The 16,906-nt window shown below is 64.9% G+C and carries 13 protein-coding genes and 2 tRNA genes; 14 read left to right on the forward strand and 1 reads right to left on the reverse strand.

Translation table 11 applies throughout. The features are described 5' to 3' along the window. The first annotated feature begins 2 nt into the window (after positions 1-2). The 5 genes from LRP30_RS19870 (at position 3) to LRP30_RS19890 (ending at position 7,546) form a co-directional block, all read left to right on the forward strand. Positions 3-3,152 carry an efflux RND transporter permease subunit gene (locus LRP30_RS19870; protein WP_249761437.1) on the forward strand — a complete coding sequence of 1,050 codons (3,150 nt, stop codon included), beginning with the start codon at positions 3-5 and terminating at the stop codon, positions 3,150-3,152. Then, positions 3,152-6,256, forward strand: coding sequence for an efflux RND transporter permease subunit (locus tag LRP30_RS19875; RefSeq protein ID WP_128933941.1), 3,105 nt, complete (start codon positions 3,152-3,154; stop codon positions 6,254-6,256). The genes LRP30_RS19870 and LRP30_RS19875 overlap by 1 nt, the downstream gene beginning before the upstream one ends. 36 nt (positions 6,257-6,292) lie before the next feature. Beyond that, on the forward strand, positions 6,293-7,033 hold the full coding sequence (locus tag LRP30_RS19880; protein WP_249761438.1) for a tRNA-uridine aminocarboxypropyltransferase: 741 nt from the start codon (positions 6,293-6,295) through the stop codon (positions 7,031-7,033). 118 nt (positions 7,034-7,151) lie between these two features. Next, positions 7,152-7,225: transfer RNA gene (locus LRP30_RS19885), tRNA-Cys, on the forward strand. Between the two features lie 174 nt (positions 7,226-7,399). Then, the gene (locus LRP30_RS19890; RefSeq protein ID WP_164940138.1) at positions 7,400-7,546 is read left to right on the forward strand and encodes a hypothetical protein; all 147 of its coding nucleotides are present in this window, start codon (positions 7,400-7,402) and stop codon (positions 7,544-7,546) included. Positions 7,547-7,627: 81 nt separating this feature from the next. Here LRP30_RS19890 and LRP30_RS19895 read toward each other — a convergent pair whose 3' ends face one another. Further along, complete coding sequence (locus tag LRP30_RS19895; protein WP_128955982.1) at positions 7,628-7,822, reverse strand: hypothetical protein; 195 nt, start codon at positions 7,820-7,822, stop codon at positions 7,628-7,630. A 256-nt stretch (positions 7,823-8,078) separates the two neighbouring features. On the opposite strand from LRP30_RS19895, the gene LRP30_RS19900 reads away from it, so the two are divergent. From LRP30_RS19900 to LRP30_RS19940, 9 genes are all read left to right on the forward strand, one after another. Beyond that, positions 8,079-8,339 carry a hypothetical protein gene (locus LRP30_RS19900; protein ID WP_249761439.1) on the forward strand — a complete coding sequence of 87 codons (261 nt, stop codon included), beginning with the start codon at positions 8,079-8,081 and terminating at the stop codon, positions 8,337-8,339. A gap of 766 nt (positions 8,340-9,105) precedes the next feature. Further along, the gene (locus LRP30_RS19905) at positions 9,106-10,269 is read left to right on the forward strand and encodes a PspA/IM30 family protein (RefSeq protein WP_249761440.1); all 1,164 of its coding nucleotides are present in this window, start codon (positions 9,106-9,108) and stop codon (positions 10,267-10,269) included. 10 nt (positions 10,270-10,279) lie between these two features. Beyond that, entirely contained in the window at positions 10,280-10,939 is a 660-nt protein-coding gene (locus tag LRP30_RS19910) for an OB-fold-containig protein (RefSeq protein WP_128944213.1), read from the forward strand. Positions 10,940-10,961: 22 nt separating this feature from the next. Then, positions 10,962-12,665: a flotillin domain-containing protein gene (locus LRP30_RS19915; RefSeq protein ID WP_128944212.1), complete on the forward strand. Its 1,704-nt coding sequence runs from the start codon at positions 10,962-10,964 to the stop codon at positions 12,663-12,665. Between the two features lie 303 nt (positions 12,666-12,968). After that, positions 12,969-13,043, forward strand: a tRNA-Asn gene (locus LRP30_RS19920). A 212-nt stretch (positions 13,044-13,255) separates the two neighbouring features. Then, complete coding sequence (locus tag LRP30_RS19925) at positions 13,256-13,435, forward strand: hypothetical protein (protein ID WP_128933926.1); 180 nt, start codon at positions 13,256-13,258, stop codon at positions 13,433-13,435. A gap of 142 nt (positions 13,436-13,577) precedes the next feature. Continuing rightward, entirely contained in the window at positions 13,578-14,240 is a 663-nt protein-coding gene (locus LRP30_RS19930; protein WP_164935016.1) for a protein-L-isoaspartate O-methyltransferase, read from the forward strand. Between the two features lie 204 nt (positions 14,241-14,444). Beyond that, complete coding sequence (locus LRP30_RS19935) at positions 14,445-15,830, forward strand: TolC family outer membrane protein (RefSeq protein WP_128944261.1); 1,386 nt, start codon at positions 14,445-14,447, stop codon at positions 15,828-15,830. Positions 15,831-16,132: 302 nt separating this feature from the next. Further along, on the forward strand, positions 16,133-16,885 hold the full coding sequence (locus tag LRP30_RS19940) for a DUF2497 domain-containing protein (RefSeq protein ID WP_249761441.1): 753 nt from the start codon (positions 16,133-16,135) through the stop codon (positions 16,883-16,885). Positions 16,886-16,906: the final 21 nt, after the last annotated feature.

The following is a 16,906-nucleotide window of genomic DNA, read 5'->3' on the forward strand; positions in this document are numbered from 1 at the left end:
CCATGGGTGTCTCCGAACCCTTCATCCGACGACCGATCGCAACCTCGCTGCTCGGCATCGCGCTGCTGATCGGCGGCGTGCTCGGCTACTTCGCGCTCCCTGTCTCGGCGCTGCCGCAGGTCGATTTCCCGACCGTGCAGGTGACGACGCAGCTTCCGGGTGCGAGCCCCGACGTGATCGCCTCGCTGATCACCGCACCGCTGGAGCGGCAGCTCGGACAGATCCCGTCGCTGTCGGCGATGAACTCGACGAGCTCGTTCGGCGTCAGCCAGATATCGCTCCAGTTCGACCTCAACCGGGACATCGACGGCGCGACTCAGGACGTGCAGGCTGCGATCAACGCGGCGGCCGGCGTGCTGCCCAAGACGCTGCCTTATCCGCCGACTTACGCCAAGGTGAATCCGGCGGACGCGCCGGTGATGACGCTGGCGCTGCGCTCGGACACCATCTCGCTGCGCGTGATGAGCGACATTGCCGACACCATTCTGGCGCAACGCTTGAGCCAGATCTCCGGCGTCGGACGGGTCTCCGTGCTCGGCGGGCTGAAGCCGGCCGTGCGCATCCAGGCTGACCTGGCGCGACTCGCCGCCTACGGCATCGCCATGGAGGACCTGCGCACCGCAATCGCCAATGCCAACGTCTCGGGGCCGAAGGGCTCGCTCGACGGCGCGCAGCAATCCTACATCATCGCCGCCAACGACCAGATCGCCGCGGCGGACGCCTACAAGCCCGTTATCATTGCATACCGCAACGGCTCGCCCGTCACCATTGCCGACGTCGCGCAGATCGTCGACGGTCTCGAGAACGACCGCACCGGCGGCTGGTACCAGGGCACGCCGGCGGTCATCATCGACATCCAGCGCCAGCCCGGCGCCAACGTCATCGACGTTGTCAGCCAGATCCGCGCCGAGATCCCCAAGGTGCAGCGCGCGATTCCGGCCGGCGTGAACCTCACCATCGTCTCCGACCGCACCGTCACCATTCGTGCCTCGGTCCATGACGTCCAATTCACGCTGATTTTGAGCGTCGTGCTGGTGACCCTGGTGGTGCTGTTGTTCCTGCGTTCGCTGCGCGCCACGCTGATCGCGGGCGTGGCACTGCCGCTGTCGCTGATCACGAGCTTCGGCATCATGTATTTTGCCGGCTTCAGCCTCGACAATCTGTCGCTGATGGCGCTCACGATCGGCACAGGCTTCGTCGTCGACGACGCCATCGTCATGATCGAGAACATCGTCCGCCACATGGAGAATGGCGAGAGTGCGATGGAAGCCTCGCTCAAGGGCGCGAGCGAAATCGGCTTCACCGTGATCTCGCTGACGGTGTCGCTGATCGCGGTTTTCATCCCGCTCTTGTTCATGTCGGGCCTCGTCGGGCGCATGTTCCGCGAATTCGCGTTGACGCTGACCATCGCTGTCGTCACCTCGGCAGTGGTCTCGCTGACGCTGACGCCGATGATGTGCTCGCGGCTGCTCAAGCACGCCCATGAGGAGCTGGCAGTGCCCGGCCTCGCTGCGATCAGCCGCTTCATCGACCGCACCGTCGAGTTCTATCACCGCACGCTTCTGTGGGTACTGGAACGCCAGCGCGCCACGCTGGTCGTGACCTTCGCCACGCTGATTGCGACCCTCGTCCTCTATGTCGTCGCGCCAAAAGGCTTCCTGCCGCTTCAGGACACCGCCTCGATCACGGCGGTGACGGAAGCCGGGCCCGACGTTTCGTTCGCGGAGATGCAGAAGCGGCAGGCCGAGGCCGCCGCCGCCATCAAGGACGACCCCGACGTGGTCGGCGTGGTCTCGGTGATCGGCGCCGGTTCGGTCAACCCGACCACCAATGTCGGGCGCCTCGTCATGACCTTGAAACCTCGAGGCGAACGGCGTGACGATGTCGCGGCAGTCGTGATCCGCCTGAAGGAGAGGGTATCAGGCATCCCCGGCATGACCGTCTATTTCCAGCCGGTGCAGGACGTGCAGATCTCGACCCAGTCGAGCCGCTCGCAGTATCAGTACACGCTGACCGGCACCGATGCGACGCTGGTCTCGGAATGGGCGGGCAAGCTGGTGGCGGAGATGCGGCGCGACCCGCTGTTCCGCGACGTCTCCTCGGAGGCGCAGGAAGGCGGCCTGCGAGCACAGCTGGATGTCGACCGTACCCGCGCCGGTCAGCTCGGCGTGAGTCTGCAAGGAATTACCGACACGCTGAACGACGCCTTCGCGCAGCGGCAGATCTCGACCATCTACGGCCAGGCCAACCAGTACCGTGTCGTGCTGGAGGCGCTGCCGATGTATCAGCGCGATCCTTCGATCCTGTCGAAGCTCTATCTGCCGGGCGCCGCGAGCAGCACCGTCGGCGCGCCGAGCGCTCAGGTACCGCTGTCGGCCGTGGCGACGCTGAAGCGCACCACGGCGCCGCTCGCGATCTCGCACCAGGCGCAATTCCCCTCCGTGTCGCTCAGCTTCAACCTCGCGCCGGGCGCGGCGCTGGGCGATGCCGTCGAGGCGGTCAAGACGATCGAAACCCGGATCGGCATGCCCAACAGCATCGTCGGTGTCTATGCCGGCGATGCCGCCGAATTCGCCAAGGCGCTGGCCGGCCAGCCCTGGCTGCTGCTCGCCGCCGTCATCACCATCTACATCGTGCTGGGTGTGCTCTATGAGAGCTACATCCACCCGATCACGATCCTGTCGACGCTCCCCTCGGCCGGCGTCGGCGCGATCGTGGCGCTGGTGCTGTGCGGGCAGGATCTCTCGGTGATCGGCCTGATCGGCATCATCCTGCTGATGGGTATCGTCAAGAAAAACGCGATCATGATGATCGACTTCGCGCTCGAGGCCGAGCGCGGGCAGGGCATGTCGCCGAACGAGGCGATCGTGCAGGCCTGCCTGTTGCGCTTCCGTCCGATCATGATGACGACGCTGGCGGCCCTGTTCGGCGCGCTGCCGCTCGCGATCGAGAGCGGTACCGGCGCCGAGCTGCGCTTCCCGCTTGGCATCTCCATCATCGGCGGCCTGCTGCTGAGCCAGCTGCTCACGCTCTACACCACGCCCGTGATCTACCTTGCACTCGACCGCATCAACCGCCGCCTCGAGCAGGCGCTGCCGCCGGCTGAATCCGGCGGCCCGCCGGTCGCGGGCGCGACCGAGGGGATGCAGTGATGGCATCGATCTCGGAGCCCTTCATCCGCCGCCCGGTTGCGACCACGCTGCTGTCGATCGGGTTGTTCCTGCTGGGTGTCGTCGCCTACGAGTTCCTTCCCGTCGCCTCCGTCCCGAACGTCGATTTTCCCGCCATCTTCGTCTCGGCCAGCCGGCCCGGCGCCGATCCGTCCGTGATGGCCGCGACGGTCGCCTCGCCGCTGGAGCGGCGGCTCGGGGAGATCGCCGGCATCAACCAGATCACGTCCACGAGTTCGCTCGGCACGACCAACATCCAGCTCCAGTTCGACATCGGCCGCAACATCGACAAGGCCGCCCGCGACGTGCAGGCAGCCATCAACGCCTCGCTCATCGATCTGCCGAGCGACCTGCCGACGCTGCCACGCTTTCGCAAAGCCAACACGGCCGGCGCGCCCGTCTTCGTGCTGGCGCTGACCTCGAAGACGCTATCGGCCAGCGCGATCTACGACGTCGCAGATACGGTCATCGCGCAGCGCATCTCGCAGGTGCCGGGGGTCGGCGACGTCACCGTCTCCGGCGCCGATCAGCCGGCCGTGCGAGTGCAGCTCAATCCAGTCGCGCTGTCGAATGCAGGCATCGCCACCGACGACGTCAGGACCGCGATCATCAACGCCAATCCGCTCGGTCCTGTCGGCATCTTCAACGGCGAGCGCCAGAGCGAGACGCTGGCGCTCAATCGGCAGATGCGCACGGCGAAAGAGTTTCGCGATATCGTCATCAAGAGCTCGAACGGCAATTTCGTCCGGCTCTCCGACGTCGCCGATATCGAGGATTCCGTCCGCAACGCCCGCTCGATCGCCTGGTTCAACAAGCAGCCGGCGGTGCTGATCCAGATCACCAAGCAGGGCGACGCCAACGTCATCGACACCGTCAACAGGGTCAAGGCGCTGATCCCCGCGCTGAAGCAGTGGATCCCGGCCGGCGTCGAGATCTCCACGCTGGTCGATCGCACCGGCACGATCCGCGCCAGTGTCCTGGACATGCAATGGACGTTGCTGGCGACCGCGTTCCTCGTCATGGTCGTGGTGTTCGTGTTCCTGCGGCGGCTGACGCCAACGATCGCGGCGGGCATCTCGGTGCCGCTGGCCTTGGCCGGCACCTGTGCCGGCATGTGGATCGCGGGGTTCTCGATCGACAATCTGTCGCTGATGGCGCTGGCGATCTCCGTCGGCTTCGTGGTCGACGACGCCATCGTCATGATCGAGAACATGTTCCGCAATCTCGAGCACGGCATGCGGCCGTTCCGAGCGGCGCAGGAAGGCGCGAAGCAGATCGGCTTCACCGTGGTCTCGATCAGCCTGTCGCTGATCGCGGCGTTCACGCCGCTGATCTTCATGGACGGTATCGTCGGCCGGCTGCTCCGCGAATTCTCGCTGACGCTGACCTTCGCGATCCTGGTCTCGACGCTGGTGTCGCTCACGGTGACGCCGATGATCTGCGCCCATTACATCCGGCACACCACGTCCGGCACCGCGACCTTGTTCGATCGCCTGATCGAGGGCTCGCTGTCGCGCATCGTCGCCTTCTACACCCGCACCCTGCGCACCGCGCTGGAATTCCCGCTGCTGACGTTGCTGGTGTTCTTTGCCACCATCGCTCTCACCGTGACGCTCTACATCAAGGTCCCCAAAGGCTATTTCCCGACCGACGATTCCGGCTTCGTGATCGGGGCGACGCGCGCCTCGGCCGACATCTCGTTTCAGTCGATGCTCGGCCTACAGCAGCGGCTCGCGGACATCGTGATGCAGGATCCGGCCGTGGCCGGCATCGGCTCGACCGTCGGCAGCGGCGTGGGCCCCGGCGGCGCCACCTCGAACCGCGGCACCATGTTCATCAGCCTGAAGCCGCCGGAGGAGCGCGACCACGTCTCGACGCAGGTCGTCATCGACCGTCTCAGGCGCGCATTGTATCCCGTGCCCGGCATCCGCCTCTTCATGTTCGCCGCCCAGGACGTGCGCGCCGGCGGACGGCAAAGCGATTCCGACTACCAGTACACGCTGACCAGCACAGATCTCGGCCTGCTGCAGAAATGGGCGCCGATCGTGGCCAAACGCATGGAGAGCGTCGAAGGCATCACCGACATTTCCAGCGATCGCGATCCCGGCGGACTTCAGCTGACCTTATCGATCGACCGCCAGAAGGCCTCGGCGCTCGGCGTCAAGGTGCAGGACATCGACAATGCGCTGAACAATGCCTTCGCGCAGCGGCAGATCGGAATCATCTACACCCAGCGCAACCAGTACATGACCGTGCTGGAGATCGACCCGAAATTCCAGGTCGATCCCTCCAACCTCGAACGCATTTATGTCGCAGGCGCCAATGACGCGCAGGTACCGCTGTCGGCCGTCGTGCACGCGACGCGCGGGCTCGCGGCGCTCGCCGTCTATCACTCGCAGTCGTTCCCTTCGACCACGGTGTCGTTCAACCTCTTGCCCGACGTGCCGCTCCAGGCCGCGACGCAGAACATCCAGCGTGCGGTCGAGGAATTGCATATGCCCGAGGGCATCCGCGGCAGCTTTGACGGCAATGCCGGCGATTTCGCCAAGACCAGCGGCCGTCAGCCGCTCTTGATCCTCGGCGCGCTGGTCGCGATGTATATCGTGCTCGGCGTGCTCTATGAGAGCCTCGCCCATCCGCTCACGATCATCTCGACGCTGCCGTCGGCCGGCCTCGGCGCGCTGCTTGCGCTTCAATTGACCAACACGCCGCTGACGGTGATCGCCTTCGTCGGCATCATCCTGCTGATCGGCATCGTCAAGAAGAACGGCATCATGATGGTGGACTTTGCGCTCGATGCCGAGCGCCAGCGCGGGCTGTCTTCGGCGGAGGCGATCTTCGAGGCCTGCCAGGCGCGCTTCCGCCCGATCCTGATGACGACGATGGCGGCGCTGTTCGCCGGCATCCCGCTGGTGGTCGCGACCGGCCCCGGCACGGAACTGCGCCGACCGCTCGGCATCACCATCATCGGCGGCCTGTTCGTCTCGCAGATCCTGACGCTCTACACGACGCCGGTCATCTACCTCCTGATCGACCGTCTGCGCCGGCGAACCGCGCCGCGCCCGCTGGCCGCGCCGGCGGAATAGGTTGTTGAGGCGCCGCATCGAGCGTATAGCGGCGCCATGTCCAACGCGCCCGATACCGCCGCCGCGCCGGCCGAGCCCATCCCCGAATGCCCGCACTGCCAGAAGCCGATACCGCTGTGCATCTGCGACAGCGTCACGCCCATTGAGAATCGGCTGTCGCTCCTGATCCTCCAGCATCCGCAGGAGCAGGACAGGGCGCTCGGCACCGCCCGGCTGCTCGCGAAGCATTTCGCCGATGCCACGGTGCGCGTCGGCCTGTCCTGGCCGAGCCTGTCCAAGGCGCTGGGCCGGCCGGTCGAGAATGCCGCGCGTTGGGCCGTGCTCTATCTCGGCTCGGCCCGCGCCGCCGATCTCGACGTCGAAGGCGAGATCGTCGCGCTCAACCGCAAGGGCGAGATCGCAGAAAATCAGCGGGCGATCCTCGGCAAGCTCGAAGGCGTCGTTCTGCTCGACGGCACCTGGAGCCAGGCCAAGGCGCTGTGGTGGCGCAATCCCTGGATGCTGAAGTGTCAGCGCGTGATCCTGAACCCGGCGCACCCCTCGCGCTACGGGCGCCTGCGCAAGGAGCCACGCCGCGACGGCCTCTCGACCATCGAGGCGGCGGCGACGATCCTCGCGGGCCTCGAGCGGCGTCCTGATATCGCCGACACCCTGCACGCCAGTTTTGAGCGACTGTTGACGCGTTACCGTGAGGTCCAGGCCGAGATGCCGGAATTGGCGCCCAGACCTGCCCCGAAGCGCGGCCGCCGCGACTTCCGACGTCGCAAACGAGCCTGACAGGCTGGGCAAAAGCATAGCGCTCGAGGTCTCCGTCAAGGCGTTGGAAGTCGCCTGGAAAGTGGGACGAAGGCGGTTGCCTAAACCCTTCATCCCCTATATTGCTCCGGCCTTACGGGGCCACGTGGCGGAGTGGTTACGCAACGGTCTGCAAAACCGTGTACACCAGTTCAATTCTGGTCGTGGCCTCCATCAAGCCTCTGATTCTTCAACATAAACTCACTTCGGCGCAGGTTCCGCGAGCTTTCGCGCGGCTTGCTACCGGGTTTGCCCGGGGGCCGGGTGGAAACTCGCGATTCAGGCCCGTTGGCATAGAATTCGCATCGGTTGGGCGGGATATCTGATCAACCGAGCGTTGGAGAAGCCGTGGGCGACATCATCCGATTTGTCCCGAAATCCGAGCTGGAGCGGGCTCGCCTCATTCGCGAGGCGCGCGCGATCTATGACAGCATCTTTCCGCCGGCCGCAGCCGACCGGGCGCCGCAGGACGGCGAGGAGCGCGTCAAGACTTGATTCGTCGCTGCGTCGGGTTGTCGGCGCGTGCCTATAGCAAAATGCCCGCGAGGCGGGCGCTTCCTTCTCAGCGAAGGTGGCTCAGCAGGCTGCGTACCAGCCGTCCGGAAAGGGCAGGAGGGGCCAGGCGCCCTCATTGTCATTGGCGGCTTTGGGCGTTGCGGCGTACGACCACGAGCGGGGCACGAATTCCTCCTCCGGCGCGGGCGCAAAATCTTCGTCAATCATGACGTCCCGGACGGCATCCAGCAGCAAGTTGAATTCGGCTTCGCTCATCACACCCTCCGGAACGCGGATGGCGCAATGTCGCAAAGCCGGTTTGTTTCCCGATTGACCCGATCGCTCGCATTTTAACGATCCGGCAATCGGGGCCCGATTGGTTAGCGATTCCTGAAACTCTTTGGGAACTCTAGGTTCCTCCGCTTGCGAGCACTGTGAATAAAATCACATCCCCGCAGGTTTATTTCTCGCACCATCTGTTGCGACACCGGTCAACGCAGCCGGGCGGGCAGGGCAGAACGGGAGAGCAGTCATGAAGGCGAGGTTCTTGCGGTTTGCAGGTGTGAAGAACCGGGCGCGCCACGCCTCCACCGTCGGGCTGTTTCTGACGCTGTTTGCCGCCGCCGCCCATGCGCAGGGAACGCCAGAGCAGCGCCGAGCCTGTACGCCCGACGTCTATCGCCTCTGCGCCGGCGAAATCCCCAACGTCCGTGCCATCACCGCGTGCCTGCGGCGCAACCGGGCCAGCCTGAGCGAAGCCTGCCGCAGCGTGTTCGATCAGGCTGGCGGGTAGACTCTGTGGATTTGTGCGCAGCAAGTGGCTTGCGCGCCACGCAAATCTGCCGAACCGTGGCTGTGAATATGCTGCGGACAAGCTGTTGAGTGATGGTGCGCGCTCAACGCACGCGACGCCCAGTCTGGCGTTCGCAATCCGTGACGCGATGCCGTGACAAGGCAAAAATTTACGCAAGTTCTGATCTGTCGCATTGCCGCGCAACCTCATCCCAGTCAGAGGCAAAACCGCGAGGAGGCGCGGCTGTGTCTGCGATTGAGATGCCGGTTGGAAAAGCTACATGGGTGCTCATTCTCCGTCATTGCGAGCGAAAGCGAAGCAATCCAGAATCCCTCCGCGGAAAGATTCTGGATTGCTTCGTCGCAAGAGCTCCTCGCAATGACGTGGAGAGAGCGGTGTACCTCAACCTCGATCTCGTGCCCCGGCTCGGCTGCGCAGCACGAAGTGATGCGCAGCCGAGCCGGGGCCCACGCGTCATCGAGCGGCGATCGTCGCCTGGATCCCGGCTCTGCGCCGCAACGCCTTTTGCGTTGCTGCTTGTCCTGAACACGTGAGTGGCGGGGTCGGTTACGCGATGCCGAACGCTCTCCGCATTTCGTCTCAAATTGCAACCCGTGCGTGCCGGAAGTCTTGATCGGTTGTGATCTGGAGGTAATCGCCCGGCTTGAACGCGGGCCCGGACCTCGGCGACTAACCGATAGAGTGCCTAGGGATCAGCGGACCGTGATCGCGACTCCTCTTCCTAAAGCACCAAAATGGTGCTTTAGTGCTTTCCATGAGCCCGTCACCCCGAAACGCTCCATCTGCGCTGCGTTACAGGCTTGCCCCCGATCCGGCTGCCAGGGCCGCGCTGGAGGCGACGTTCCAGGCTTATGACCGCATGATGGAGATTCTCGACGAAGTCGCGCGGAGCCATAACGTCGGCTCCAACGTTGTCCTGCTCCATGCCCATGCCTATGAGCCGATCCGCAAGCAGACCGCGCTGCCCTCACGCCTGGTGACGCTGGGCCTGCGCGACCGTGCCGACTATCGCGCGGCGCAGGGCCGCCGGCTGCCGCTCGACGACAAGCTCGCCAAGATCAAGGGCCCCGCCACCATTTCCATTGCAACCGTGCAAGGCCGCTTCAACGTGCCCTTCGACTATGTGGGCTATGCCGAGGGCTGGGGGCAGAGCGTGCCCGCGCACCTGATCCGCACTGACGACGGTTTCGAAGTTCACTACGGCGTCACGCCGAACATTCTGCCAGAGGAGGAGAACGCTATGGATACCATCGCTGCCGCCCCCGACAATTTCCTGTCCCGGGTCGGGCGTCTGATCGCGGGGATCGCCTATGACGCGATCGAGCAGGCGGAAGGCAAGAACAAGCTCAAAGTGGTTGGCCAGGCCATCCGCGAGATCGAGCGCGCCGAGAGCGAGGCGCGCGATGCGCTCGCGGCCGCGCGCGCCGAGGAATACCGCCTCAACGCGCGCCGCACCGAGATCGAGCGCGAGATGGCCGAGCTCGCTCCCAAGATCGAAGGGGCGATCATGGACGGGCGCGACGATCTCGCGCGCGCCGGCATCGCGCGGCAGATGGATCTGGAGGCGCAGTTCGAGGTGCTCTCGCGCGCCATCGACGAGAACAACGAGAAGATCGAGCAATGCGTGACGTCGCTGCGCGCCGTGCTGTCGGCGCTCCAGGACGCCGAGCAGCGCCGCGCCGATCTCGAAAAGAGCGAGGCCGTCGCAGGCCAGCAGGCGTCGACATCACCCCGCAAACCGGGCGGCGGTTCTGCAGCCGCGAAGGCGCTGCGCGCGGGCAGGGCGGTGGCACGGGTCACCGGCGTGCCGCCGGGCATCCCGTATTCGAGCGACATCGACGAGCTCAGCACGTTGCATCGCGACAAGGAAATTGCAGCGAGGCTGGCCCGGTTGAAGTCGCGTTCCTGAGTGCCGTGTCATGAGCGCTCTGCTCGAACACGTCATGTCGCCGGAGGTCAGGCCGTTCGCGATCGCGGCGGCCATGATCGTCATCGTCGGCTCGATCGAGGTGGTCTCGATGCTGGTCGGGGCTTCGCTCAGCGAAATGCTCGGCACCAACATCGATTTCGGCCACCCCAGCGACAATGGCGTGATCAACGCGATCTCATGGATCAATGTCGGTGGCGTGCCGTTGCTGATCTTCCTGCTGCTGTTGCTCGGCGCCTTCTCCATCACGGGCTTCCTGATCCAGGACGTCGCGCGGATGGTGGCCGGTCCGTTGCCGGCGACGGTCGCCTCGATCGGGGCGGTCGCCGTATCGGTTCCGCTGGTCCGCGGCGCAAGTCGTGCCATCGCGCGGGTCATTCCCAAGGACGAGAGCTACGCCGTCGGCCTCGGCGATCTCGTCGGCCGGGTCGGTGAGGTCGTCGTCGGTCCGCTCGACCAGGGGCCGCCTGGCCGCGTCAGCGTCGCCGATGTCCACGGCAACCGTCACTTCGTCTGGGCCGTCGCAGCACCTTCATCATCGCCGCTGCCGCAGGGAACCATGGTCCTTCTGGTCGACCGCGATGGCACCCGCTTCGTGGCGGTCAAGGCCGACGATGAACTCAAACCCTCCAAGCCCACTCTAAGCAGCTAGCACGTCATTATCGGAGAAAGTCATGTTCGACATTGCAGTCCCGGCCATGATCGGCGTCGCGCTGATCGTCGTCCTGGGGATCGTCTTCACCATTCTTTACAAGCGCGCCACCCGCGACGAGGCCTTCGTGCGCACCGGCCTCGGCGGCAAGAAGGTCGTGCTCGACGGCGGCGCCATGATCCTGCCGATCTTCCACTCCTATGCCAGCGTCAATCTGAAGACATTGCGGCTCACCGTCGAGCGCAAGGAGCGGGAATCCCTCATCACCAAGGACCGTCTGCGCGTCGACATCGTCGCCGAGTTCTACGTACGCGTCCGACCCGACGAGGAGAGCATCGCGCTCGCAAGCCAGACGCTGGGCGCGCTGACCAACGATGCCGAGGCGCTGCGCAACCAGGTCGAGGCGAAATTCGTCGACGGCCTGCGCTCGGTGGCGGCGACCATGACAATCCTGGAGCTCCAGGAGAAGCGCTCGGACTTCGTCAAACACGTGCAGTCCACCGTAGAGTCCGACGTGAAATCGAACGGCCTCGAGCTTGAGTCCGTGTCGCTGACCAAGCTGGACCAGACCGACGTCAAGTTCTTCAATCCGGAAAACTTCTTCGACGCCGAAGGCCTGACCCAACTCAAGACCATTACCGAGACCCGCCGCCGTGACCGCAATGCCATCGTCCGCGACAACGAGGTGGCGATCGCGCAGAAGGATCTCGAAGCACGGCAGCAGACCCTGACCATCGAACGCACCAAGAAGGAGGCCGAACTCTCGCAGGAGCGTGACATCGCCAACAAGACCGCGAGCACCCGCGCCGAGGTCGCGACCGCGACACAGACCGCGCGGCTGACCGAGGAGAACGCGCGCATCGACACCGACAGGGCTGTCGCGGAAAAGGAGGCGGGCGCCAAGCAGGTCAAGGAAACCGCGGTGATCGAGTCAGATCTGGCGATCAACAAGCGCAGGACCGACGCGCAGCGCGAAATCCAGATCGCGACCCAGGAGAACGAGATCCAGATCGCCGCCAAGAGCAAGCAGACCTCGGAGGCCGTTGCCGAAGCCAAGACCGCCGAAGCGCTCGCCGTCTCCGCTGAAGAAAAGGTCGTGACCGCACGCGCCGTCGAGGTCGCCGATCGTGCCCGCCTGACCCAGGTGCTTGCCGCGCGTACCGAGGCCGAGCGCAAATCGACCGAGGTGATCGTGGCGGCTGAAGCGGACAAGAAGGCGGCGCTCGACCGGGCCGAGGCCATCACCACGCTGGCCACCGCCGAAGCCGAGTCCAACAAGATCAAGGCGGTCGGTGTCCGCAACATCGGTGAGGCCGAGGCCGCCGTCATCACCATGAAGAACGAGGCGCAGAACAAGCTCGGCACCAACGTGATCGATTTCGAGATCGCCAAGAAACGGATCGAGACCATGCCGGAAGCGCTCGCCGAGATGGTGAAGCCGATCGCCAACCTCAAGGACGTCCGCATCCTGCATACTGGCGCCGCCTTCGGCGGCAATGGTAACGGCGCCGGCGGCAATGTCGGCTTCGGCGAAGGGCTTGCCGGCGAGCTGCTCAAGGTGCATGCGCTGCGTCCGATGATCGACGAGATCTTACGTCAGAGCGGCTTTGCGCCGGGCGAAGATCCCGTGAAGGCGCTGGTCGGCGCCGTGACGGGGAAGGGAAACGGCGCTGCGGTGCCGGCGGTTGCGCCCGCACCGGAGAAAACAAACTCTGCCGATCTATGAATGCCCGTTCATTGCTGCGGAGAATTCGAAACGATAAGAACAGGCCGTGCGTGTCTCGCGTCGCGCACGTCTTCCGGAGTGCTGGTCGATGGGTGTCTTGAACCCGTCGATTGCGCTCCGGACGGATCTTTCGAGGCAACGTCACCACGTCGTTCCTGGCCGAGTAGCTTGACCTGACATGGCTGGAGGAGAGGCCGCTTCCTGACCCTTCCTCAGCCGCCTTGCGGAAGATGACGAATTCGTCTTTGCAAGCGCAACCGGCTTTGTTATACGCAGCGCGCGCGAACGACTGGGTTCGCCTTTTCCTCGGTAGCTCAGCGGTAGAGCATCCGACTGTTAATCGGATGGTCGCTGGTTCGAATCCAGCCCGGGGAGCCAACTTTCACTTATATTTCAATACGTTGAAGCTGCGCCCTGATGTGGCGCGCGATCTCGTTCGCGCGATCTGCGAGCACCATCAGGTGCCGAACCCCGCGGAATCGGTTCAAGTAGACGTGTCCGGCAGCGCCGTCGCGCCATGAGGACGGCGCCAAATCGACTCAATTCAAATCGAGCCTGGGCAGTGCCGGATCCTTACGGAGCTGATTCCCATGCCAGACATCCAGGTCGACCGTACTCATATGGCCCCCTCGATTCTGCCGGCCGACGTTCCCGAGCTCAGCGACGATGAATGCCTCGCTTGCCTTGCACGTGCGGTCGAGGCGCCCGACTCGGCGCGACTGGACGAGGTCGCCGCTCTGATCGGCCGCCTCGCGGTGGCGATCGAATGATCCGTTCCGCAGCCCTGATGCGGTGAGCTGCGCAAGCCACAGGGCTCGTCGCAGCCAACGGCATGTTGCGTTTTGGCCGGGCATGTTCCAAAGATGCCGCCAACTCATCTCCGCGGCATCGTCCGCATTTCAGGGTCCGCAAATGTCCGGTTTCTCGACCGCGCGCCAAAAAATGGTCGATGGCCAGGTGCGCACCAATGACGTCACCGACCGTCGTATTCTCGATGCCATGCTCACGGTTCCGCGTGAGGCCTTCGTGCCGGCCAGCCGGCAGGCATTGGCTTATCTCGACCTCGATCTCGACGTGAGCGAGGGCGGCGCCAAGCGGTTCCTGATCAAGCCGCAGCTGACCGGCAAGCTGCTGCAGGCTGCCGAAATCGGCGAAGGCGACAATGTGCTGGTCGTTGGCTGCGCCACGGGCTATCTCGCCGCGCTGGCCGCCAAGCTCGCGGGCCAGGTCACCGCGACCGAATGTGATTCGGCTCTGGCCGCGAAGGCCAAGGACGCCTTCGCCGCTCTGGGGCTCGCCAATGCCACCTGCAAGGTCGCTTCCTGCAGCGAGGGTGATCCCTCCACCGCTCCTTATGACGTGATCATCCTCAACGGCGCTGCCGAAGCAACGCCGGAGGGGTTGCTCGGGCAGCTCAAGGAAGGCGGGCGCCTTGTGGGGGTGTCGGCCGAATCCAAGCCGCCGCGGGCCGTGATCGTGACCCATAGCCACGGTGAATTCGGCCATCGGGCGCTCTTCGATGCCGCCGCCCCGGTCCTTCCCGGGCTGGAACGGGCCGCAGCATTCGTGTTCTGAGGTCCTAAAGCCTAAAAATCCCGTTCTGAATCAGAAGTGTGGCCGGGATGCTGCACGTGAAGAGTTTCCACCGTGAACTACCTTGAGGTGGTTCCGTCGCGACAATCCCCGTCCTATGTTGCGGCGGGGCAACGACTCCACTCGGTAGACGGTAACCCAGCTCGCGGGCACGAGCCGGGCGTTAGAATGAACGGAATTTCAGGGATGCATGGGGTGAAGCTCTTCACCGGAGCTGCGGTTTCGGTCCTGCTGCTGTCGCTAGCCGGGCCGATGCCTGCCTTGGCGGATACGATCGAGTCCGCGCTGGTGCGCGCCTATCAGAACAATCCGCAACTCAACGCACAGCGCGCCCAGGTGCGCTCGACCGACGAGGGCGTGCCCCAGGCTTTGTCGGGCTACCGGCCCAAGGTCAATCTGACGGCGAGCGGTGGCTATCAATATCAGGATTTGCAGAGCGGCGTCGGGACTAACTCAGTCCATGGAACCAGGGTACCTCGCAGTGTCGGAGTTACCGCGACGCAGACGCTCTACAATGGCAACCAGACCGCCAACAAGACCCGCGCGGCGGAGAGCCAGGTGTCCGGTACGCGTGAAGCGCTGCGCGGTATGGATCAGAGCGTGCTGCTGAGCGCTGCAACGACCTACATGGACTATCTGCGGGATGCCGCTACGCTTGAGGTCCAGCGCAGCAACGTGCGCGTGCTCGAGCAGACGCTGAAGCAGACCCGTGATCGTTTCAACGTCGGCGAAGTGACGCGCACCGACGTTGCGCAATCGGAAGCGCAACTGGCTGCCGGCAAGACGCAGGCGCTCACTGCCGAAGCGAATCTCACCACGACGCGGGCGAACTTCCGCCGCATCATCGGCAACGAGCCGACGAACCTCGCACCGGGCTCGCCGGTCGACCGGTTCCTGCCGTCAACGCTCGCTTCGGCCGTCGAACTCGGCCTGGTCGAGCATCCCAACGTCACGGCTGCCATGTACGGCATCGACGTCAATTATCTGCAGGTCAAAATCGCCGAAGGAGCATTGCTGCCGACACTTTCGGTTCAGGCAACGGCCCAGCGGGCCGACGAACAGTCCTTGATTCAGCTGCGCTCGTACACCGCATCGGCGATCGCGCAGCTCTCGGTGCCGATCTATCAGGGCGGTGGCGAGTATTCGCTGATCCGCCAATCCAAGGAAAACCTGGCGCAGCAGCGTCTCAATCTCGAAAACATACGCGACCAGACTCGCGCGACCGTGGTGCAATGGTGGGGTTCGTTGCAGGCCGGCAAGGCGCAGGTGCAATCCGCACAAGCGCAGGTCGCCGCGTCCGAGATCGCGCTGAACGGCGTGCGCGAGGAAGCCAAGGCCGGTCAGCGCACCACCCTCGACGTGCTCAACGCGCAACAGGCCCTGGTCAATGCGCGCGTTGCGCTGGTGACCGCGCAGCACGATCGCGTGGTTGCGTCCTATAACGTCCTCGCGGCCGTTGGCCGCCTGTCGCCGCAGGTGCTTGGTCTTGCGACCACGGTCTACGACCCCAGCGTTCACTACCATCAGGTCCGCGACAGCTGGGCCGGCGTGCGCACGCCCGACGGACGCTGATTTCCGTAAGTGTCCGGTCGGCCTCGCCAATAGCCGAGGCCGACCGGCGCTTTGCTTGCAATCATCAAAATCCCTGACATAGCCTTGCCAAGAAGATGCGGGTCGATTCGCCCGTATCGATGCCGTGTGCGTAAAGCTTGAGTGCCGCGGGCAGGGGCGCACCGCCGCACGTTGAGCCGTGATCTGGGGACAAGTCGGGCTGCCACGACGAAAATGTCGGGCCGCCTGTCCGGAACCGGCCAATCCTGTCGTGCTTGGTGTAAAACAACGCATGCGAGGGCGTTGATGATGTGGAGTCGGAGATGACGCAGCCTGCAAAGGTCACAGAACCCTCGATGGAGGAGATTCTGGCCTCGATCCGGCGCATCATTGCCGACGATGAGGCCAAGCCGCCGCCGACAGAGGCCGCCAAACCCGAGAAGGCAGCGGCGCCCGCCGCGCCGCCAAAGCCGCAGGCGATGAACGACATTCCGCCATCCAAGGTCGCTCCGCCCAAACCCGCCGCCGAAAAGCCCGCACCGCCGCCGGCCGCAAAGCCGGCGCCCGCACCTGCGGCTGACGCGTCCAACAGCCAGGACGACATCGACGCGCTGCTGGCCGGGCTCGACGCGGTCACGCCTACGCCGGAGGTCCGCGCTCCCGAACCCGAGCCGGAGCCCGACGTGCTCGAATTGACCGACGAGATGGCGATGGACCCGACACCGCCTCCGCCGCCACCCAGCTTCCACAAGGTCGAGCCGCGCGACGATCTCGAATTCGCCGAATCGCCGCCGCCGCGCACCGCGCCGCCGCCGTCTTACGCGCCGGTGGACTTCGATGCACCGCCGCTGCCGCCGCAGCAGCCGATCCTCGCGCAATCCACGGTCTCCGCGGTCGAATCCGCCTTCAACTCGCTGGCCCACACGGTTCTGAGCAGCAATGCGCGGACGCTGGAGGATCTGGTCAAGGAGATGCTGCGTCCGATGCTGAAGTCCTGGCTCGATGACAACCTGCCGGGCCTGGTTGAACGCATTGTGAAGGCCGAAATCGAGCGGGTCTCGCGCGGCGGCCGCTGAGACCGGCCGTGCGGCCCCGAT

The sequence above is a fragment of the Bradyrhizobium sp. C-145 genome, assembly GCF_023375135.1.
GTDB classification, from domain to species: domain Bacteria; phylum Pseudomonadota; class Alphaproteobacteria; order Rhizobiales; family Xanthobacteraceae; genus Bradyrhizobium; species Bradyrhizobium zhanjiangense.

What these genes read in the sequence shown, in the direction of transcription:
- LRP30_RS19870 (WP_249761437.1), top strand. Translation starts at nt 3, where the DNA reads ATGGGTGTCTCCGAACCCTTCATCCGACGACCGATCGCAACCTCGCTG.
- LRP30_RS19875 (WP_128933941.1), top strand. Translation starts at nt 3,152, where the DNA reads ATGGCATCGATCTCGGAGCCCTTCATCCGCCGCCCGGTTGCGACCACG.
- LRP30_RS19880 (WP_249761438.1), top strand. Translation starts at nt 6,293, where the DNA reads ATGTCCAACGCGCCCGATACCGCCGCCGCGCCGGCCGAGCCCATCCCC.
- LRP30_RS19895 (WP_128955982.1), bottom strand. Translation starts at nt 7,822, where the DNA reads ATGAGCGAAGCCGAATTCAACTTGCTGCTGGATGCCGTCCGGGACGTC.
- LRP30_RS19900 (WP_249761439.1), top strand. Translation starts at nt 8,079, where the DNA reads ATGAAGGCGAGGTTCTTGCGGTTTGCAGGTGTGAAGAACCGGGCGCGC.
- LRP30_RS19910 (WP_128944213.1), top strand. Translation starts at nt 10,280, where the DNA reads ATGAGCGCTCTGCTCGAACACGTCATGTCGCCGGAGGTCAGGCCGTTC.
- LRP30_RS19915 (WP_128944212.1), top strand. Translation starts at nt 10,962, where the DNA reads ATGTTCGACATTGCAGTCCCGGCCATGATCGGCGTCGCGCTGATCGTC.
- LRP30_RS19925 (WP_128933926.1), top strand. Translation starts at nt 13,256, where the DNA reads ATGCCAGACATCCAGGTCGACCGTACTCATATGGCCCCCTCGATTCTG.
- LRP30_RS19930 (WP_164935016.1), top strand. Translation starts at nt 13,578, where the DNA reads ATGTCCGGTTTCTCGACCGCGCGCCAAAAAATGGTCGATGGCCAGGTG.
- LRP30_RS19935 (WP_128944261.1), top strand. Translation starts at nt 14,445, where the DNA reads ATGCATGGGGTGAAGCTCTTCACCGGAGCTGCGGTTTCGGTCCTGCTG.
- LRP30_RS19940 (WP_249761441.1), top strand. Translation starts at nt 16,133, where the DNA reads ATGACGCAGCCTGCAAAGGTCACAGAACCCTCGATGGAGGAGATTCTG.